The organism is Brachybacterium sp. FME24 (assembly GCF_014897705.1).
Lineage (GTDB): Bacteria > Actinomycetota > Actinomycetes > Actinomycetales > Dermabacteraceae > Brachybacterium.
This window is the reverse complement of sequence record NZ_JABUXV010000005.1, coordinates 95594-115591: the sequence shown is the minus strand read 5'-3', so window position 1 is coordinate 115591 and position 19998 is coordinate 95594. Positions and strand designations below refer to the sequence as shown.

Here is a 19998-nt window from a genome sequence, read left to right as displayed (position 1 = left end):
GCGATGACGAGCACGCCGACCCCTGAACGCGAGGCGATCGCCGCGACCTTCGAGGACCTGGGACCGACGGCGCCGACGATCCTGCCGGGCTGGGACGCTCCGGAGCTGCTCGAGCACCTGCTGCTGCGCGAGCGCTACCCCCACCTCATGGTGGGCCCGAAGCTCCCCGGCCCCGTGGGTCGCCGCGCCGTCGGTGCCCTCGACGCTCTGCGCGCCACCGGGTGGGTGCGGCGCGTGGAGCTCCTGCGCGAGGGGCCCGGGCCCCTGTCACCGGTTCGGGCCATGGACACGCTCAGCGGGCAGGGCGAGCTGCTCATCCATCACGAGGACCTGCGGCGCGCCCAGGACGGCTGGGAGCCGCGACGACTGTCGCCAGACGCCTCGGTGCAGGCCTGGCGCGCCGTCTCGCTCCTGTCGCGGGTGAGCCTGCACGTGAACGCCGATGTCACGCTGGTCTCCCCGCTCGGTGGGCGGCGGCTGCCCTCGCGGCATTCCGCAGGGAGCCTGCGAGTCCACGGCGAGCCGCTCGAACTGCTGCTGTGGGCGAGCGGACGCGATGAAGTGGCCAGGGTACGGATCCACGGCGAGGAGGGCGCGCTGCAGGCCCTGCGCGAGGGCCGACGGCGGCTGTGAACCCGCGTCTCAACCGCGGTCGAACAGGAACAACCGCGGATGGTGCCCCTTCTGGAAGAAGCGGTGCTCCCCGAGCAGCCGCCATGTGCTCCCGGGCCGTTCCAGCACGCGGTGCATTCGCGTGATCTCATGGGTGAGCACGCCCAGGCGGGCATGCGGCGCGGCGAGTTCGGCGGCGCGGTCCAGCAGATCCGCGAGCAGCTGCTCATTGGACTCGTGCTCCCCGTGCAGGGTGCCCCAGGGCGGATTCGTGACGATCCGGGTGAAGCCCGGCTCGATCGCGGTGCTCAGCACGTCCCCGGTGATCCAGTCGACGCGACCCTTGCGCCGGGCGGCGCGCTGGTGCTGCTCGGCGGCATCGATCGCCGCCGGTTCCCGGTCGACTCCGACCGACCGAGCGGGGGCCACCTCGTGCAGCTGCTCGACGAGAAAGGTGCCGGAGCCGCAGGTCATGTCCAGCACAGTGTCCTTCGCGCTGACCTCGAGCTGATCGAGGACAGTGGCGGCGATGGTCGCGTTCACCGCGCCCGGGTAGTCGACGGTGCGCCAGGCCCGGGTCGACAGCGGTCGAGGTGTGGTGCGCAGCAGCATCTCCCAGGTGTGTGCGGGAGCGCCCCGGCGCACCCGCACCACGAGATCACCCTCCGCATCCACCTCGAGGCCGGCGTGCTGGGCCAGGGCCTCGGCAAGGCGTCGCATGTCCGGGGTCTCCGCCCCGGCCGCCTCGAGCCGCAGCCCCTGGAAGCGCTGACGCGGACGCTGCCGGTCCAGATCCTCGAGCAGGCCGGCGAAGCGCTGCTGCACCGACGTCTCGAGGAGCTCCCGGGGGCGACGGGCGACGACGGTGAGGGAGATGGAAGCGGCGACCACCCGACGCAGATCACGCACCGCGTCCAGGTCATCCGTGGTCAGGGACAGCTCCGTGGGTGTGACCTGACGCACCGTCCCGAGGCGACCGGCCTCGCGCAGTGCACTGGCCCCGCAGCCATCGAGCACCTCCAGCACGAGCTCATGCGTGATCTGCGACATCGTCTACCCCCTCTTCACCGGCTCCGAACACGATTCACGCAGGTTACAGGCCGTGGCGGTGCTGCTGATCAGGCTCAGGTCGGTAGACTTCCCTCGTGTTCATCGTGAGTGTGTGTTCCCTGAAGGGCGGCGTCGGCAAGACGTCCGTGACCCTGGGCCTGGCTTCTGCTGCCCTCCACCAGGGGGTGAATACGCTCGTCATCGATCTCGATCCACAGGGCGATTCGACGCTCGGGCTGCTGGGTGAGCCGGCCAGCACCGTCGACATCGCCGAGGTCCTCTCCTCCCCGCGCACGGAGACCATCGATCGGTCGATCCTCTCGGCGCCGTGGTCGGCAGACGCCACCTCGCACCTGGACGTGATCCCCGGCTCCAGCCGCTCCTCGCTCATGGACTCCCCCACGCCCAACCCCAAGGACGTGCGCCGGCTCCGCGATGCGCTGGACAAGCGTACCCACCAGTACGACCTGGTGCTCATCGACTGCCCGCCGTCGCTGAACGGACTCACGCAGATGGCCCTCGCCGCCTCGGACCGCGCCCTGGTGGTCGCCGAGCCCGGTTTCTTCGCGGTCACTGCGGCCGATCGCGCTCTGAAGCTCGCCACGGAGATGCATGAGGACGGCATTGCGCCACGTCTGCTCCCTCTGGGCCTGGTCGTGAACCGCTATCGACCGCGGTCCGTCGAGCATCAGTACCGGTTGGCCGAGCTGCGCGATCTCTTCGGGGATGCGGTGCTGGATCCCGTCATCGAGGAACGCGTGGGCCTGCAGCAGGCTCAAGGCGGTGCGGTCCCGCTGCACCGGTACGAAGGCGCCTCCGGCAAACGACTCACCGCTGACTTCGACGCCCTGCTCCAGACCGTCCTGGATTCGCGCCAGCACTCCTGATCGGGCCTGCCCCGAGGGCGCTCAAGAACCTGAGCACACACAGACACACAGAAACGGCGAGTCCCTTCCCGGGACTCGCCGTTGTCGTGCGTGCAGTGAGCTCGCGGCTCAGCCGGCCTGGCGGGAGCGCCGGCGAGCAGCCAGCTCGTCCTGCAGGGCAAGAGCCGCATCATCGGCGGGATTGACGCCGGGAAGCACGGCCAGCTCGTTCTCGACCTCGCGCCAGACCCGGCCGACGGCGATGCCGAACACGCCCTGCCCGCCCTGGACCAGGTCGAAGACATCCTCCGCAGACGTGCACTCGTAGACCGAGGCCCCGTCGCTCATCAGAGTGATGCCGGCGAGATCATCGCTGCCGCGCTCACGCAGGGCGGTCACGGCGATGCGGATCTGCTGCAGGGAGACGCCGGTGTCCAGAAGTCGCTTGACGACCTTGAGCACCAGGATATCGCGGAAGCCGTAGAGGCGCTGGCTGCCGGAGCCCGAGGCCGCTCGCACCCCAGGCTCGACCAGGCCGGTACGGGCCCAGTAATCGAGCTGGCGATAGGTGATTCCGGCGGCCTTGCACGCGGCAGGGCCCCGATAGCCGAGCTCGCCGGGGGTGTCCACGACATCGTCGAACAGGACACCCTGTGCGGGCTCTGCGGGCACAGTGGACTGCTCAGTGCGATCCTCACCGCGAGTGTCGTTCACAGCTACCTCCGGGTTCCGGCTCTCCGAGGGGGAAGGGTGAGAGCTCCCGTTCAGAGTAGCGCCTCCTACCCGTGGACCGACAGCAACTCGCCGACCGAAGGTCACGGATGGGTAGCGTTCGGGCTGCCGGACGCCGTGCGGCAGCCGTGGTTCAGGAGTCCCGCAGCTTCGTGCGGAGCACCGCGCTGTGCAGGGAAATCATCGATTCTCCCAGATCACGGGCGAAGTCCTCCGCCTCGCCGCGGGCCGCGGAGTCCCCGGTGCGCGAGCGCGGCCGGGCCACGGATCGGATCATGTGGGCCTCCCGCTCCGCCGAGGTGCGCAGCATGACCAGGTGGCGCGGATGCAGCCCCTGGTCGGCCAGGTCTCGCGCGGAGGTGACGATCTCCAGTTCTGCGGACCCGTAGAACAGCGGCCCTTCCGCGAGCATTCCGTACTGCTCGAGCTCGGTGAGGAACTCCTCGTCGACGGCGGCTCGGCGGGCCAGCCCGCGTCGGTCCAGGCGCACTGCCTGGATCGCGGAGGTCGGGCCGGGCCGGGAAGCGATCGAGGTGACCTCGGAATCGACGCCATGCTCGAGCAGGTGCTCCTTGATGACCTTGAGGGGCCAGAAGCGGTCCCGCTGCGCTCGCAGCACGAACAGCAGGCGGTCGACGTCCTCGCGCGTGTACTTGCGGTACCCCGCCGGGGTGCGTTCAGGAGCGATCAGGCCCTCGGACTCGAGGTAGTGCAGTTTGGAGTGCGCCAGATCGGGGAACTCGTCGCACAAGGTGGCGAGCACCTGCCCGATGCTCAGACGTGCGGCCCCGGACGAGCTCGGCCTGCGCGCAGCGGAGGCCGGCATCTGGTCAGACCGTCCCGTGGAAGGGATGGTAGGTCAGGCGGTACTTGCCGATCTGCACGTCCTGGCCGGGCTGCAGACGCACTTCGTCGACCCGGTCCTTGCCCACGTAGGTGCCGTTCAAGGAGCCCAGGTCGCGCACCAGGAAGTCGTCGCCGTCACGGACGAATGCCGCGTGCTTGCGCGAGACCGTCACGTCATCGAGGAAGATCTCGCTGTTGGGGTGCCGCCCTGCGATGGTGGTCTCGGAGTCGAGCAGGAAGCGTGCCCCGAGGTTGGGGCCCTTCCGCACGATCAGCAGAGCGCTGCGCGGAGGCAAGTTCTCGATCGCTCGGCGATCCTGGGACGAGAGGCCGGGCTCGGCGTCCTCGCCCGGATCGCTGGGCGAGATCGCACTCAGCTTCGACGTGTGATCGAGATTCTCGTCGTTCCACTCGGTGTTCCCGGACACTCCGCACCCCTTCCTGGCCAGCGGCGAACCCAGCTTCAAGCGCGAAGCCGATTCGACCTGTCCATCTTCGCACGATGACGGCGCCGGACGCGCCGTTCCACGCACCCCAGGTCAGGATTTGACGATCACTTGACCACTCGCGAGTGCTCCGGTTCAACGATCTCGACCGTCGCCTGAATCTGCACGTCTTCTTCGGTCGCGATCGCGAGCGTGCCGCCGTCGGCGGCGATGGAGTCCGCAGCCCCGCCGGGTATCCGCAGCGCGGGCTCCATCACCGTCGGGTCTCCGATCACCCGGAGCGTGTATGGAGCCGGCACGACGGTGCCGTCCACGAGGATCTGCCCGTCGGCCGCCGAGGTCACCGAGGTCGAGGCGACCACCCGCACGTCCCCGATCTGGATGACTTCGGCGCCGGCATTGCGAAGCTCCTGGACGACACCGAGCAGGGTCGAGGAGCGCACGCCGTCGCTCGGGTCGGCGATGGACACCACGATCCCGCGCCCATGGGCCGGGGCGGTGCCGGCGACGATCTCGAGGTTCGCGAGCCGCTCCTCGGCCGCGCTCTGGGCGGCGACGTCTCCCTCCCGGCCGGAGCGCAGAGCGTCGAGAGTGCGATCGAGTTCGGCATTCTCCACCTCCAGGCCGGCGGAGTGCCGGCCCGACTCGTCCAGCAGCCGCACCAGCTCCTGCTGGGAGGCGCCCTCAAGGGAGTCGTCGCTCTGGCGCAGCTGGGCGGCGAGAGCCAGTCCCAGGAGCACGCACAGCAGGCCCACGATCAGCTGCGACCAGGTGGCCCGTGGGCGCAGCGTGCCGGCCAGCCGCGACCAGACCCGCTTCTGCTGCGCCGGGGTCTCGGGGGTGCGGGTGCCGTCGCTCATGACCGGAACAGGAGGCGGCGGATCGCCGCCGCGTTGGAGAAGATGCGGATCCCGAGCACCACGATCACTGCGGTCGACAGCTGGGCGCCGACTCCCAGCTGATCACCGAGGAACACCAGGAATGCCGCGATCCCGACGTTGAACAGGAACGACGTGATGAACACATGGGCGTCGAAGGCACCGTCGAGACTCGCTCGCAGACCGCCTGCGAGAGTATCCAGCGCGGCGACCACGGCGATCGGGAGGTAGGGCTGCAGCACCGCGGGCACGTCGGGCTGGACCACGATTCCCAGGGCGACTCCCAGGACCAGGCCGATGATGGCGATCATTCGGATTCCTTCCGGGTCTCGTCCTCGGGGACGGGACCAGTTGCGGGCTCGGCGGTCGGCAGTGCCTCCGGGGCGCCCTCTCGCTCGGGCTCGAGCACCGAGGCCTCGCGCAAGGTACCGACCGCCCGGGCCGGAACCGTGAGTTCCTCCCCCGCGTCCCACGAGGTGCGGATGCCGAACCGGGCGGAGATCTCCGAGAGGTAGTCACCGGTCTCTCCGGCATCGACCGCGGAGCGCAGGGTCTCGGGATCACCGAGCGCGGTGATCCCATACGGAGGCGAGAGGGGGCGGAAGTCGACGAGCACCGCCGACCCGGCGGTGCGGATCGCGCTGCTCGTGCTCAGGCGCTGGCCGTTCACCGCGATCGCCTCGGCGCCCGCGGCCCACAGGCCGTTCACTGCGCGCTGCAGATCGCCGTCGGTGACCCGATTGACGGTGCCTTCGTCCACCCCCGGGCTGGAGGGCAGAGGGACGGAGTCATCCAGCGAGAGCACGACACCGGGACCGGACATGGCCACCCCGGCACCAGCGCTCTCATAGGCCGCCAACCGCTCGGAGGCACCGGAATCGGCCTTGTCCAGAACCTCTCCCTGGGCGTCACCGATCTCGCCCTCGAGGACCTCCTGACGGTTCTCGAGGTCGTCGATCTCCTCGCGGGAGTCGAGCACCTCCTGCTCCAGCAGGGCCCGGGGACTGTCCTCGGCGACGGCATCGGCCCGGAGATCCGCCACCGCGACGGCCACCGCAAAACCGAGCAGGATCGCGAGCACCAGGGTGATGCTGCGAGTGGCCCGGTTGTCCGGAGGTGCGGCTTCCGCGCGGGGGTCCTCATGCTCGCGCAGGGCGTCGACACCATAGGGGTCCGCGGTGAGGGCGCGCAGCAGCGACGTCGGCGAGTACGGAGTCTCGCCGTGGGGTGTCGACCGCTGAGGACCACGCATATCAGCAGACTAGCGCCGATATCAGGGCGAAGCGGTCAGACCCGCGGGACCTCGAGGTCGTACCGTGCACGTCCGGCGAAGTCGGTGCGGCCCGACTCCGGCGTACCGGGAGCGCGGGCGGGGAGTCCCGGCCCGTGGGCCCTCCGTCAGCGCCTCGCGCCAGCGTCGGAGCTCCTGCTCGTCCGTCATCGGCCTGCCCCCTCTCGCTCGTGCCCCACCGTGGCACGTGGTGCGCATCGCGAGCCGCCTCGTCAGTGCTGTCTCGGACCCCCAGAGCGGACCCCAGATCGTAGGGTGCCGCAGGTCACGCCGCTCTCGATTCGCTCCGGGAGCCACTGCGGGGTACTGTGTTCCTCGGCCCTCCGGTGACGGAGGGGTTCGGGCTGTGGCGCAGCTTGGTAGCGCACCTGACTGGGGGTCAGGGGGTCGCAGGTTCAAATCCTGTCAGCCCGACCGAAGAGCCCCGATGAGATCGATCGATCTCATCGGGGCTCTGTTGTTCTCACTTTCTCCTCCTGAAGTCCTCCTCTGCTGTCGATCTCGACCGTCACGGAACGCGCCGTCGACGCTGCCGCGCATCCTCCGACAGCGGCGCGGGCAGAGCTGAGGCGACGGTCGTTCCGGTGCGGGTACCTGCGGACGGTTGCCAATGAGACATGCCCGCGGGTGTCCTGGAGCACGTGCCGAGGTCCGTGACAGGCCGGATCCGGCGAGCCTCGCGCCCACCTGCCGAAGTCGAGCAAGTGCATGGATACATCCGTTCCCGTCGGTGACGCTCAGGGGTCAATGCGGAGGGGAACCCGGTCAGTGCCCGGGATCGCCGCGCGCATCCCTGCCTGCGACTCCGTACGCCACGACTCGGTGCTGACCTACGTGACGTCCACCGACGCGAAGCACCCTCCCTCGATGCGAGCCTGACGGCACGGGATCAGGCAATCGCCTCGACGTTCTTCACCTGTCGGCCCCGTGGAACACACCGTGGAAAAGGTCCACGAGAACGGAAACGGCATGCAGCTCGGCGTCTTGAGCTTCGGCGACATCGGTCGCGATGAATACGGAGCACCCCTGTCGGTCGCCACGATGCTCGACCAGACCCTCGAGCGCATCCGCCTGGCCGAGGAGGTGGGGCTGGGCTTCTACGGTCTCGGGGAACACCACATCGACACCTACGCGATCTCGAACCCCGGCACAGTGCTGGCCGCAGCCGCATCCGTGACGTCGACGATCACTCTCAGCACCGCGGTGACCGTGCTGAGCACGGAGGACCCGGTGCGCTTGTTCCAGCAGTTCACCACGCTCGATCAGCTCAGCCACGGTCGAGCCGAGCTGCTGGCAGGGCGCGGCTCTTTCACCGAGTCCTTCCCCCTGTTCGGTGCCGACCTTGGCGACTACGACGACCTCTATGAGGAGAAACTCGACCTGCTGCTCGCGCTCGACCGTTCTGACCCGGTCACCTGGTCGGGCCGATTCCGCTCCCCGCTCGAGGCTGCCCGCGTACTGCCTCGACCGTACGGCGAGCACCTGCGCATCTCGGTCGGTACCGGCGGCAACCTGGACTCGTCCGCTCGCGCCGGAATGCTCGGTCTGCCCATCGTGTACGCGATCATCGGCGGCGCGCCGGAGAGGTTCGCGCCCCTGGTCGACCTCTACCGGCGGGCGAACGTCGCCAGCGGTCACGACCCGCAGACGCAGCACGTGACCATGACCGGCGTCGGGATGATCGCGCAGAACTCGCAGAGCGCGAAGGACGGCTTCTACCCCTACTGGAACCGGATGATGGAGTACGGGGCCACGGCCCGTGGGTGGACCGTGCCCAGCAGGGCCGACTACGACCACTACACGGCCGGCGCCCGATCGCTCCTGGTCGGAAGCCCGGCCGAGATCGCTGAGCGCCTCATCACCATCGGAGCAGCGGTCGGCGCGGACCGGTATGGACTGCAGCTCGACTGGTCGGGGGTTCCGCACGCGATCGTCATGAACGCCATCGAGCTCCTCGGCACTGAGGTGCGGCCGCTCGTCGACGCTGCTCTGCCCGTGTGAGGACTGACATCATCGAGAAGCCCTGGCGAGAGTCCACCTCCCGCCAGGGCTTCTTCGTCCCCGGATGCGTCGTCCCGACCACCTACGTCGTGGCCGGCCCCACCCATACCTGCTGCGCGTTGACGAACTCGCGGATGCCGTGCGGGCCGAGCTCGCGGCCGTACCCGGAGCGCTTGATCCCTCCGGAGGGCAGCCGGGGATCCGTCTTGACGATGCCGTTGACGCTGACCTGGCCGGCCTCGATGCGACCGGCCATCTCCACGCCGCGCGCGGTCGTGGTCCAGATGCTCGCTCCCAGCCCGTACGGGGTGTCGTTGGCGATCGCCAGAGCGTCCTCGGCGTCGTCGGCCGCGATCACCACCGCCACCGGGCCGAAGGTCTCCTCCGTGCAGGCAGGCATCCCGGGAGTGACCCCGGTGAGCAGGGTGACCGGGTAGAAGTACCCGTCGCCCTCGGGCATCTGGCCGCCGAGCACGCAGGTGGCGCCGGCCTCGACGGATGTCTGCACCTGGCGGTGCAGGTTCTCCCGCAGCTCCTGACGGGCGATCGGGCCGACCTGCGTGGACTCCTCGCGCGGATCCCCCATCACCAGCCCTCCCAGCTGCTCGGTGAGCAGCTGGACGAACTCGTCATGGACGGACCGCTCGACGATCACGCGCTTCGCGGCGATGCAGGACTGGCCGGCATTGGTGACCCGCGACAGCGCCGAGATCTTCGCCGCCTGCTCCAGGTCCGCGTCGGCCAGGACCACGCAGGGGTCCGAGCCGCCGAGCTCGAGCACGGCGGGCTTGATCTCGGAGGCGGCGATGGAGGCGACCGCGGAGCCGGCGCGATCGGATCCGGTGAAGGAGACCGCTCGGATCCTCGGGTCCCGGATCATCTGCTCCACATCGGGGGTCGCGGCCTGTACGGCCTGGAAGAGCCCTGGCGGGGCCCCGACCGCGGTGAACGCGTCCTCGATCGCTGCGGCGCATCCGGGCACATGCGGGTCGTGCTTCATCACGCAGGTGTTGCCGGCCATGAGCGCCGGGGCGCAGAAGCGGAACGCGATCCAGAACGGCGCGTTCCAGGGCAGGATCCCGAGCACCGGGCCCAGTGGCAGGTACTGGACGTAGGAGGCGGTGGCATCGGCGGCGATGTGCTCGGTCGCCAGATAGTCCTCGGCATGCTGCGCGTAATGCTCCGCGGCCCAGGCGGCCTTGCCCACCTCCCCCCGCGCCTCGCTGATGGGTTTGCCCATCTCCTGCGTCATCAGCGGGGCGAGCTCCTCGGTGTGCTCGCGCAGATGGGCCGCGACGCGCTGCAGCACCTGGGCGCGCTCCGCCAGGGGGGTGTCCTTCCAGGAGACGTATGCGCTCTGGGCGCGGTCGATGATGGCGGTGATCTCCGCCGGAGTCGCGGCTGGCACCTCGCGCACGATGGTGCCCGTGGTCGGGTCGATAGCAGTCAGCATGGTCACGTGCTGCTCCTCTCAGAGGGTCGAGGTGATGGGAGCGACGACCGGGAACGCCCGGGCCGAGCTCTCGTGGACGGTGAAGTCCTCAGGCAGGGTGAAGAACGACGTGCAGCCGTCCTCGGTGATGCGGATGGTGTCGGAGATGCCCACTGTCTTGTTCCCGTCCACCCCCCACATCCAGGGGATGAGGTGGAAGGTCATGCCCTCCTCGAGGGGGCGGGGATCTCCGTCGTTCAGGGAGAGGATGTAGCCCTCGTCCCAGGACGGCGGGAAGGCGATCCCGATCGAATACCCGGCACGGGTGACCAGGCTCGCCCCGACGTCGTTGCTCTCGATGATGGAGCGGGTGAGCTGGTCGACCTCGGCCACGCTGACCCCGGGCTTCATGAAGCTCCGCAGCTCCGCGAGCGCATGCTTCATGAGCTCCTGCGCGGAGTGCATCGAGTCCGACAGCGCCCCGTTGACCACGGTGCGCATCATGGCCGTGTGGTACCTGCGATAGCAGCCGCCGACCTCGAGGAACACATGCTCCCCCGGGCGGATCATGCGGCCCTCCCAGGTGGAATGTCCGATCATCGAGCGGGGCCCGGAGGCGACGTACGGCATCACCGCCGGGAACTCCCCGCCGGCCCGGAACATCGCCGCCGAGATCGCGGCGGCCACATCGTTCTCGGTGGCCCCGGACATCGCTGCCCGCTGCCCCGCCGCCATCCCGGCCTCGCCGGCATAGGCGGCGAGCTGCATCACTGCGATCTCATCGGGAGATTTGCGAACTCGCCCCTCCTCGACGATCCCGAAGCAGTCCACCAGTCCCTCGCCGAAGGCATCGTGGAAACGATCCTGCTGATAGGCAGGGAAGTAGTAGCTGTTGCGCTCGTACCCCACCGCTGCGTCACCGAGGCGCAGATCTCGCAGGGTGCTGACCAGTTCGAGGATCGCGTCCCCGGTATCCGGGTACGCCCGGGAATGCTCCAACCAGGTGCGTGCGATGACGTTGGACTCCTCGAGCGCACGCGTGATCATCACCGCGTCCGAGGCGAGCGGGACGATCAGCGCCTGGAAGAACGAGTACCCGGTGGTCTGGAAGTCCGTGAGATACAGGAGGTTCTCGGGGTCGGTGATGATCACCGCGTCCAGTCCCCGCTCCACCATCCGCTCCCGCAGCTCCCGCAGCCGGCGCTCGTACTCCTCCGGGGAGAACGTCATATCGGACCGGCGCCGCATCAGACGCTGTCCATCGCAGCGTCGAGGGCCTGCTCGAGCAGGTCGAGCCCCTCGGCGAGCTCGTCCTCCGGGATCGTCAGCGGCGGGATCAGCTTGATGACCCGGCCCTCCGTCCCGCACGGGCCGATCAGCAGGCCACGCTCGAAGCACTCCTGCTGGACCCGCTTGGCGTAGGCTCCGTCCCCGGTGTCCAGCCCCTGCATCATTCCGCGACCACGCACCGTCCAGCCGCGGTCGGGATGGGCCGACGCGATCCGCTCCAGCCGTTCACGCATCACCTCCCCCTTGGCCAGGACCCCGGCGAGGAAGGCCTCGTCGGTGAAGTAGTCCAGCGCCACGGTGCCCGCGACGAAGGACAGGCCCTGCCCGCGGAAGGTGCCGGTGTGGGCACCCGGTGACCAGTGGTCGTCGACCTCGGGCTTGTTGAGGTTCATCGCGATCGGGGTGCCGAAGCCGCCGAGCCCCTTCGCGAGGGTGATGATGTCCGGATCCAGGTCCATCCCGTCGAAGGAGAAGTAGCTCCCGGTACGGCCGACAGCGGCCTGGATGTCGTCGATGATGAACAGCGCGCCGACCTCCCGCGCCAGATCCTGCACCTCGTGCAGCCATTCCCGGCTCGCGACGTTGACGCCGCCCTCGGCCTGGATCGGTTCGATCAGGAACGCCGCCGGGGCGGTCACGCCGCTGGAAGCATCACGCAGAGCGGCCGCGTACTCGGCGACCCCCGTGGCGCCGCCGGGGGCGGTCTCGAAAGGCAGGCGCACCACGTCCGTCAGCGGGACGCCGGCCCACTGCCGGAAGGCATGATTCGCGGTCGCGGCGAGGGAGCCCAGGGTCATGCCGTGGAAGCCGTGGCTGAACGCCACGATCTCCCGCCGTCCGGTGGCGCGACGGGCCAGCTTCAGTGCTGCCTCCACCGCGTTGGATCCGGTGGGGCCCATGAATTGCATGCGGTGGTTCATCCCGCGCGGCGCGAGCACGACCTCCTGGAACCGAGCGATGAAGTCTCGCTTCGTGGTGGTGTAGGTGTCCAGGCTGTGCGCGACCCCGTCCGCCTGCAGGAAGGCGATCAGCGCGTCCTTCATGCGGGGGTTGTTGTGCCCGAAATTCAACACACCGGCGCCCGCGAAGAAGTCGAGGTACGACTTCCCGTCCTCGTCGACCTGACGCGCGTTCGACGCCGAGGCGAAGACTGTGGGGTAATTGCGGCAGTAGCCGCGGATGATGGACTCGTGCTCTTCGAAAACGGTGGTGTCCACAGGAGACCTCTCTTCACGGGAGGAGGCGACCTCGATCTCCATGCCCGGCCCTCATAGCGAAGATCGCCCCATCTGGCAAGCATGGACCGGTGTGCTGACTTTCACCTGTCGCGTCGCACCCCGTCAAGCCCCACCTCGCGGCGTCGCCAGCCCTCCCATCCCGATGCAGGTCACCGAGCCGACCAGGCGGTAGGTCGTCACTGCTTGAGGGTCGGGAGCGGGGTATCCCAGCACAGGGCATCGGTGCGCAGCGCCTCGCGCACGCGCGCGGTGGCCGGATTGGACCCGGCACCCGGTCGCTGCACCAGGAAGAGTGTGTTCAACGGCCCGTCGCACGGATCATCGAGTGCGATCAGCCGCCCGGTGGCGAGATGCTCCATGCACAGGGAGCGCGGGACGACGCTGTAGCCGGCGCCGCGAGCGACGGCCGCGACGACGTCATGCAGGTTCGGCACCGTGAGTGCGGGCCCGATCGGCGGGTGCTGGCGGCCGAACACCGACCGCCAGTAGCGGCGCACGATCGGCATGTCGTCGGCGTAGCTGACCAGGGGCACATCGCGCAGGCCCTGGCACAGCTCCTGGTCACCCCGCTCCTCATGCAGCCAGTCGGCCCACCTCGGAGAGGCGACCAGCAGGTACTCCTCATCCGCGAGCGGGAATGACTCCAAGCTGCCCCCGCGGGGCCGGCGGGTCGTGATTACGAGGTCGTGCTGACCCTCGCGCAGCCCGTCGAGCAGTTGCTCGGTCACTCCCTCCTGGATGCGGACCTGAACACCATCGGCCACCAAGGGCGCGATCGCGGGCAGGACTCTCGTGCACATCAGTTCCGACGGCCCGGCGAGGTGCACGGGGGCGGGCCGCCCGCCCGCCGAGCAGCTCTCGTCGTCGATCGCTGCGAGAGAGTCCAGGGCCTCGGCGACCCGCACCGCAAGCCCCCGGGCGTAGGTCGTCGGTTCGACCCCGCGTGCGCGGCGCTCGAACAGCCGACGACCGGTGTGCTTCTCGAGAGCCCTGATCTGCGCGGTCACCGTGGGCTGCGACAGTCCGAGAGCCGGGGCCGCGGCGGTGAACGTCCCGGCACGGTAGACGGCCAGGAAGGTACGCAGCAGGTTGAGATCAGCGCCGGCGCTGCTGCGAGGGACGGGAGCGGCATCCGCCACCATCTCGCGGGAAGGAGTGCGAGTTGTGCTCATCGCCCGATAATACTCCGCCCTCCCATCGGCAACCTGATGATGCCGATCGGTCCTGCTATTGGTTCTCCGATATCTCTTCCGCGTAGATTCGGGGCATCGCACGACGCCGCAGCTCGAGAGGAAACACCCGCATGACGCACGCACTCTTCACCCCGATCACCTTGCGAGACCTCGAGGTCCGCAACCGGATCTGGGCGCCGCCGATGTGCCAGTACTCGGTCCACGACCGAGATGGCATCGCGACGTCCTGGCACCTCATGCACTACGGGTCCCTCGCCCGTGGCGGGGCCGGCGCGATCATCGTCGAGGCGACCGGGGTCGTCCCCGAAGGCCGCATCGCCCCGCAGGACCTGGGCCTATGGAACGACGCCCAGCGCGACGCACTCGCTCCGATCGTCGAGCTCGCCCACAGCCAGGGCGCCGCGATGGGCATCCAGCTCGCCCACGCCGGCCGCAAGGCTTCCACCCATCCGGAATGGGGCACCGGCGGCTCCGGCAGTCTCACCGCGGACGAAGGCGGCTGGGAGACCGCCGGCCCCTCCGCCCTCGCCTTCCCGGGGCTGGATGTGCCCCGAGCATTGGACGCTGCGGGGCTCGACGAAGTCGTCACCGCCTTCACCGACTCCGCACGCCGCGCGGTCGAGGCCGGTTTCGACCTGGTCGAGATTCATGGCGCCCACGGCTACCTGCTGCACGAGTTCCTCTCACCCCTGTCGAACCAGCGTGAGGACGAATACGGCGGTTCGCTCGAGAACCGCGCCCGGTTGCTGCTGCGCGTCGTGGACGCGGTCCGGGCCGAGATCGGCGACGCGATGCCGATGCTGGTGCGCCTGTCCGGAACCGACTGGCTCGAAGACGGTCTGACCGTTCAGGAAGTGGGGCAGGTCGGAGCGTGGCTGCGTGAGCACGGCGTCGATATGCTCGACATCTCCAGCGGAGGGAACTACACCCCTGCGCCGATCCCCGTCGGGCCCGGGTACCAGGTGCCGCTCGCGACTGCGGTCCGTACGGCAAGTGGCGTACCCACCGGCGCCGTGGGCATGATCGACGAGCCGTTCCAGGCTGAGCAGATCGTCGCGACCGGACTGGCAGACGTCGTGCTCGTCGGGCGCGAGTTGCTGCGCGACCCCAACTTCCCGCTGCGGGCCGCACGCGCCGTCCGGTACGCCGAGCCGCACATCCCGTCCCAGTACGCCCGCGCGCACCGCTGAGGCGGGCGCCGCAGGGCTCAGCCGGTGCCGGCGTCCTCCGTCGGCCCGTCGAACCACTCGATCCCCTCGACCGAGATCTCAGCGGTCATGTCCTCGAGGAACGCGGTCACGGTGCCGCGCTCCTCGAGGGTGAGGCGGCGCGCGGCGTGGACGCGGCGTGCCTGCTGAGCGCCGACGGTCCGCATGGCGACGGAACGGGTGGAGGGCTCGATGACGATCGCGAGCGCCCGGCGGTCCGAGGGGTGCTGCTCACGGTGGATATGCCCCCCGCTCTCGAGCCGATCCAGCAGCTTGGTGGTGGACGCGCTGGAGATCCCGAGATGCTGGGCGATGGCGCTCGGAGTGGCAAGGGTTCCGGTGTTCTCGCAGACGATGAGGAAGTGCAGGGCCCGCATATCGGTCTCGCCCAGCTTCATGTACCGCAGTGACGCCTCGGAGAGCTCCTTCTCCGCTGCCCGCAGGTGCACGAGGGCCGCCATCAGCTCGTCGATCGAAGCGATGTCCGCCGCACTCATTCCGGTTCGGTCCACCAGCTCGGAGTGCGGATCGCTGCCCGCGACGGTGTACACGGAGGGGAGGGCTCGAGGCTCCGCATCGTCGCGCTCGGGACTGGTCATAGGCTCAATGGTATCCCCGAAGTGCTTTACCTCCCAGGTATCTAGTTAGGCTAGCGAGGGATGCGATACTGCTCGCGGCCCACTCTGCTCCCGAAGGAACCGCCATGACCGCCTCGCCCTCGTCGTCGAATCCCACACACCGACGCTCCGCGCCACGCGTGCCACGACTGCTGCGGGCCCTGCTGCCTGCTGTCCTGATCCTGGTGTGGCTGGCTGCGGCAGGCATCGGCGGGCCCTATTTCGGACGGGTCGATGAGGTCTCCTCCAACGATCGCACCGCGTACCTCCCCGAGTCGGCGGAGGCCACGCAGGTGCAGGAGGTCGCCGCAGAGTTCACCGGATCCGAGGCGATCCCCGCGATCGTCGTGATCAGCTCCGACAGCGAGCTCACCGAGGACGAGCTGGCCGCGCTGACCGATGCCACCGAGGCGCTCGCCGGTCTCGAGGGTGTGGTCGAGGAGATCTCCCCGCCGATCCCCTCCGAGGACGGCCTGGCGGTCCAGGTGTTCGTTCCGGTCGACGCCGACGCGGACATCGGCGAGGTCGTCGGTCAGCTCGATGCCGAGCTCGCGAACGACCTGCCCCAGGGCCTGACCGCGTATGTCACCGGTCCCGCCGGGTTCTCCGCGGACCTCGGCGCGGCCTTCGCCGGCATCGACGGTCTCCTGCTGGGCGTGGCCCTCGCCGCGGTACTGGTCATCCTCGTCGTCGTCTACCGCTCCCTGCTGCTTCCCGTCATCGTGCTGTGCACGAGCATGTTCGCCCTGTGCGCGGCGCTGCTGGTGATCTGGCATCTCGCGGCAGCGGACCTTCTTCTGCTGAGCGGACAGACCCAGGGCATCCTGTTCATCCTGGTCATCGGCGCCGCCACGGACTACTCCCTGCTCTATGTAGCCCGATATCGGGACGAGCTGCGACACCGTGAGGGCAGGTGGCCTGCCACCGTCGCCGCACTGCGCGGCACCATCGAACCGGTGGCCGCCTCCGGCGGTACCGTCATCGCAGGACTGCTGTGCCTGCTGCTGTCCGACCTGAAGTCCAACAGCACCCTCGGACCTGTCGCCGCGATCGGGATCGTCTTCGCGATGCTCGCCGCCCTGACGTTCCTGCCCGCCCTTCTGTACGTAGCCGGGCGCGCCGCCTTCTGGCCGCGCCGCCCGCGGTTCGACCCCTCGGCCGGGGACGCCGCTTCCACCGTGGGCGATCACGGTGTGTGGGGGAAGGTCGCGGCAGTGGTCGCCCGTAGGCCCCGCCGGCTCTGGATTCTCACCGCGCTGATCCTCGCTGTGGGCTGCGTGGGCACTCTCCAGCTGAAGGCCGACGGCATCCCGCAATCCGACCTCGTGCTCGGCGCGTCCTCCGCCCGCGAGGGACAGGCCGAGCTCGGGGAGCACTTCCCGGCCGGCGCCGGCAGCCCCGTGCAGATCATCGTCGGCGAGGAGGGCCTGCAGGACGCGGCGGACGTGCTGCTCGCCGAGGACGGCATCGACTCTGTCGCGGTGACCGCCGCGGACTCCCCCAGCGGCTCGGCATCCGTGACGGCGGAGGGCATCGGGGCCCAGGGTCCTCCCGGGCCCCCGGCACCGGAACCGACAGTCGTCGACGGGGACGTGCTCGTCCAGGGCACCCTGACCGCCGCCCCCGACTCAGCTGCCGCCGAGCAGACTGTGCGCGAGCTGCGCGCCGCGCTGGATCAGGCGGAGGTCGAGGGGATCGTGGGGGGCGTGACCGCTACGTCGATCGACACCAATGACGCGAGCGCCCATGACCGGGCCCTGATCATCCCCGTGGTGCTCGTGGTCATCGCGCTGATCCTCATGGCGCTGCTGCGCTCGGTCCTGGCCCCGGTGCTCCTGATCGCGACCACGGTGCTGTCCTTCGGCACCGCGATCGGCGTCTCCGCCCTCGTGTTCACCTATCTCTTCGACTTCCCCGGCGCGGACCCGGCGGTGCCGCTGTACGGTTTCGTGTTCCTGGTCGCTCTCGGGATCGACTACAACATCTTCCTGATGACCCGCGTGCGTGAGGAATCCCGGCTCCACGGCACGCGGGAGGGCATCGTGCGAGGTCTGGCGGTCACCGGCGGGGTCATCACCTCGGCCGGACTGGTCCTCGCCGCGACGTTCGCAGCGCTCGCGGTCATCCCGATCCTGTTCCTCGCCCAGATCGCCTTCATCGTCGCCTTCGGTGTGCTGCTGGATACCTTCGTGGTGCGCACCCTCCTGGTGCCCGCTCTGGCGCTGGACCTCGGGAAGGTCATCTGGTGGCCCTCCAAGCTGTGGCGTGACGGGCAGAGGTGATGGCTCGCCCGTCACGTCTCAGGGTGACGAACGCCGTGATGTGAGCCCCATTCCAGGGCCCCGCGCTGCGGTCGCGAGCACCACTGCGAGGGCCACCCTCCTAGACTTCCCGACATGAGCAGTCCGATCGCCGCCCCGAGCGCCCCCGCACCAGCCGTCGAGTACGTCCTCACCTTCGTGTGCGAGGACCGACCCGGCATCGTCCACGCGGTCACCGGGGCGATCGTCGAGGTGGGTGGCAACATCACGGAGAGCCGCCAGTTCGAGAGCGGCAGCTCCCACCGCTTCTACATGCGCTTGCAGCTGTCCACCACCGCGACGGCTGACGAGGTCACCGCCGCACTGGCACCGGTCCTGGCACGCTTCGGCATCGAGCACCGACTCGATCTCGTGGGACGACCGCTGCGCACGCTGGTGCTCGGATCCCGGGCGAAGCACTGCGTGAACGATCTGCTGTTCCAGATCGATTCCGGGCACCTGCCGATCGAGGTGCCGCTGATCCTCGCCAACCACCCCACGCTCGAGCCGCTGGCCGACTTCCATCAGGTGCCCTTCGAGCACCTGCCCACGAAGACTGCCGGCGAGAAGGCCGCCTTCGAGGAGCGCGTGCGCGAGGCGATCGCCGAGCACGACATCGAGCTCGTGGTGCTGGCCCGCTACATGCAGATCCTCTCGCCGCAGTTGTGCGCGGAGCTCGCCGGGCGCTGCATCAACATCCACCATTCGTTCCTGCCGGGATTCATGGGCGCCAACCCCTACCGCCAGGCGCATGCCCGCGGCGTGAAGCAGATCGGCGCAACCGCCCACTTCGTCACCAGCGATCTGGACGAGGGCCCGATCATCGAACAGGACGTGATCCGGGTGGACCACACCCGCTCCCCGCAGGAACTGATGGCGATCGGTCAGGACGCCGAGGTGCGGACCCTGCGCCAGGCGGTCACCTGGTTCGCGCAGTCCCGGGTCCTGCTGGACGGCACGCGCACGATCATCTTCCGCTGAAGGCCCTGGCGGGTCGGACTCCGGGCGTCAGAAGACGGGGCGCCCCCCGGTGACGCCCAGCACGGTGCCCGAGACATAGCTCGCCTCGGCGGGGCTGGCCAGGAACACGAACGCCCCTGCGCATTCGGCGGGTTGACCGGCCCGCCCCAGCGGCGTGTTGCCACCGAACTCGACGTAGTCGTCGCTGACCCGGGTCGCCACGTTCAGCGGGGTCCAGATCGGCCCCGGAGCCACCGCATTGACGCGAATCCCCTGCGGGCCGAGGTCCGCGCCGAGGTTCACGGTGACGTTGTTGATCGCGGACTTGGTGGCCGCGTAGTCCATGAGCGGCACGGAGGGATCGTAGGACTGGATCGAGGAGCAGTTGATCACCGAGGAGCCCGGCCGCAAGTGCCCAGCGGCCTCCTGAGTGATCCAGAACAGCGCCTCGAGGTTCGTCGTCAGCGTGCGGTGCAGGCGCTGTGAATCGATGCCTGCCAGGCCCTTGGGCTCCGCCCGGCCCCACTGGAACGCCGCGTTGTTGACCAGGATATCGAGGCGGTCGAGCTCCTCGACGGTACGGGTGACCAAGGAACGCGCGGTCTGCTCCTCACGGATGTCGCCGGGGAGCAGGAGCGCCCGCCGGCCGGCGTCCTGGATCCACCGCCCGGTCTCCTCGGCGTCCTCCTGCTCCTCGGGGAGGTACGAGATCGCCACATCGGCACCCTCGCGGGCGAAGGCGATCGCGACCGCGCGCCCGATCCCGGAGTCTCCGCCTGTGATCAGCGCCGTCAGCCCGTCCAGACGTCCGTGGCCGACATAGCTGTGCTCACCGTGATCGGGAACAGGGCGCATGGGTGCGGTGAGGCCGGGAGGCTGTTGATCCTGGGCGGGGAACGATGGCTCCCCGTCACGTGTGGCCAGGTCGCGGGCACGCTGCGCGACGGGCGGTGACAGGGTGCTCTCGGCAGCGGCGGACTTCGTCATCGTGGCTCCTTCGTCGTCGGACGGCATCGTCGCCCACCGTAGCCCTCCCGC

General features: G+C 69.3%; 19 protein-coding genes and 1 tRNA gene. 7 read left to right on the top strand and 13 right to left on the bottom strand.

Features of this window, described 5'->3' with window-relative positions; genetic code table 11:
* The first annotated feature begins 3 nt into the window (after positions 1-3).
* Positions 4-633 carry a TIGR03085 family metal-binding protein gene (locus INT51_RS06980; protein ID WP_193104492.1) on the top strand — a complete coding sequence of 210 codons (630 nt, stop codon included), beginning with the start codon at positions 4-6 and terminating at the stop codon, positions 631-633.
* A gap of 9 nt (positions 634-642) precedes the next feature.
* Here INT51_RS06980 and INT51_RS06975 read toward each other — a convergent pair whose 3' ends face one another.
* Positions 643-1662: a methyltransferase gene (locus INT51_RS06975; RefSeq protein WP_193104491.1), complete on the bottom strand. Its 1020-nt coding sequence runs from the start codon at positions 1660-1662 to the stop codon at positions 643-645.
* A 95-nt stretch (positions 1663-1757) separates the two neighbouring features.
* Between INT51_RS06975 and INT51_RS06970 the strand changes: the two genes are divergently transcribed.
* Positions 1758-2549 (top strand): ParA family protein, encoded by a 792-nt coding sequence (locus INT51_RS06970; protein ID WP_193104490.1) that lies wholly within the window; start codon positions 1758-1760, stop codon positions 2547-2549.
* Positions 2550-2657: 108 nt separating this feature from the next.
* Here the strand turns inward: INT51_RS06970 and INT51_RS06965 are convergent, their stop codons facing one another.
* The 6 genes from INT51_RS06965 to INT51_RS06940 all read right to left on the bottom strand — a co-directional run bounded on the left by INT51_RS06965 (position 2658) and on the right by INT51_RS06940 (position 6682).
* Positions 2658-3242, bottom strand: a complete 585-nt coding sequence (locus tag INT51_RS06965; RefSeq protein WP_193104489.1) for a MerR family transcriptional regulator — start codon at positions 3240-3242, stop codon at positions 2658-2660.
* A gap of 151 nt (positions 3243-3393) precedes the next feature.
* Positions 3394-4023: a MerR family transcriptional regulator gene (locus INT51_RS06960; protein WP_304502102.1), complete on the bottom strand. Its 630-nt coding sequence runs from the start codon at positions 4021-4023 to the stop codon at positions 3394-3396.
* Between the two features lie 67 nt (positions 4024-4090).
* Positions 4091-4534, bottom strand: a complete 444-nt coding sequence (locus INT51_RS06955) for an FHA domain-containing protein (RefSeq protein ID WP_193104487.1) — start codon at positions 4532-4534, stop codon at positions 4091-4093.
* 125 nt (positions 4535-4659) lie between these two features.
* On the bottom strand, positions 4660-5412 hold the full coding sequence (locus INT51_RS06950; RefSeq protein WP_193104486.1) for a DUF881 domain-containing protein: 753 nt from the start codon (positions 5410-5412) through the stop codon (positions 4660-4662).
* Complete coding sequence (locus tag INT51_RS06945) at positions 5409-5741, bottom strand: small basic family protein (RefSeq protein ID WP_193104485.1); 333 nt, start codon at positions 5739-5741, stop codon at positions 5409-5411. Before INT51_RS06945 ends, INT51_RS06950 begins: the two co-directional genes overlap by 4 nt.
* On the bottom strand, positions 5738-6682 hold the full coding sequence (locus INT51_RS06940; protein ID WP_193104484.1) for a DUF881 domain-containing protein: 945 nt from the start codon (positions 6680-6682) through the stop codon (positions 5738-5740). Before INT51_RS06940 ends, INT51_RS06945 begins: the two co-directional genes overlap by 4 nt.
* Positions 6683-7061: 379 nt before the next feature.
* On the opposite strand from INT51_RS06940, the gene INT51_RS06935 reads away from it, so the two are divergent.
* A tRNA-Pro gene (locus tag INT51_RS06935) sits at positions 7062-7135 on the top strand.
* Between the two features lie 513 nt (positions 7136-7648).
* On the top strand, positions 7649-8722 hold the full coding sequence (locus INT51_RS06930) for an LLM class flavin-dependent oxidoreductase (protein WP_304502101.1): 1074 nt from the start codon (positions 7649-7651) through the stop codon (positions 8720-8722).
* 82 nt (positions 8723-8804) lie between these two features.
* Here INT51_RS06930 and INT51_RS06925 read toward each other — a convergent pair whose 3' ends face one another.
* The 4 genes from INT51_RS06925 to INT51_RS06910 all read right to left on the bottom strand — a co-directional run bounded on the left by INT51_RS06925 (position 8805) and on the right by INT51_RS06910 (position 13854).
* A complete protein-coding gene (locus INT51_RS06925; protein WP_193104483.1) occupies positions 8805-10175 on the bottom strand; it encodes an NAD-dependent succinate-semialdehyde dehydrogenase in 1371 nt (456 codons plus the stop codon).
* Positions 10176-10193: 18 nt separating this feature from the next.
* Positions 10194-11402 carry an ectoine hydrolase gene (gene doeA, locus INT51_RS06920; RefSeq protein ID WP_193104482.1) on the bottom strand — a complete coding sequence of 403 codons (1209 nt, stop codon included), beginning with the start codon at positions 11400-11402 and terminating at the stop codon, positions 10194-10196.
* Positions 11402-12661 (bottom strand): aspartate aminotransferase family protein, encoded by a 1260-nt coding sequence (locus INT51_RS06915; RefSeq protein ID WP_193104481.1) that lies wholly within the window; start codon positions 12659-12661, stop codon positions 11402-11404. Before INT51_RS06915 ends, doeA begins: the two co-directional genes overlap by 1 nt.
* 197 nt (positions 12662-12858) lie before the next feature.
* Positions 12859-13854: a LysR family transcriptional regulator gene (locus INT51_RS06910; protein WP_226832059.1), complete on the bottom strand. Its 996-nt coding sequence runs from the start codon at positions 13852-13854 to the stop codon at positions 12859-12861.
* Between the two features lie 131 nt (positions 13855-13985).
* Between INT51_RS06910 and INT51_RS06905 the strand changes: the two genes are divergently transcribed.
* Entirely contained in the window at positions 13986-15065 is a 1080-nt protein-coding gene (locus tag INT51_RS06905; RefSeq protein ID WP_193104480.1) for an NADH:flavin oxidoreductase/NADH oxidase, read from the top strand.
* 17 nt (positions 15066-15082) lie between these two features.
* On the opposite strand, the gene INT51_RS06900 is transcribed toward INT51_RS06905, so the two are convergent.
* A complete protein-coding gene (locus tag INT51_RS06900; protein WP_193104479.1) occupies positions 15083-15682 on the bottom strand; it encodes a MarR family winged helix-turn-helix transcriptional regulator in 600 nt (199 codons plus the stop codon).
* Between the two features lie 104 nt (positions 15683-15786).
* On the opposite strand from INT51_RS06900, the gene INT51_RS06895 reads away from it, so the two are divergent.
* Both INT51_RS06895 and INT51_RS06890 read left to right on the top strand, forming a co-directional pair.
* Entirely contained in the window at positions 15787-17982 is a 2196-nt protein-coding gene (locus tag INT51_RS06895; RefSeq protein WP_193104478.1) for an MMPL family transporter, read from the top strand.
* Between the two features lie 114 nt (positions 17983-18096).
* Positions 18097-18981 (top strand): formyltetrahydrofolate deformylase, encoded by an 885-nt coding sequence (locus INT51_RS06890; protein WP_193104477.1) that lies wholly within the window; start codon positions 18097-18099, stop codon positions 18979-18981.
* Positions 18982-19008: 27 nt separating this feature from the next.
* Here INT51_RS06890 and INT51_RS06885 read toward each other — a convergent pair whose 3' ends face one another.
* Entirely contained in the window at positions 19009-19947 is a 939-nt protein-coding gene (locus INT51_RS06885) for an SDR family oxidoreductase (protein ID WP_226832058.1), read from the bottom strand.
* Positions 19948-19998 lie beyond the last annotated feature (51 nt).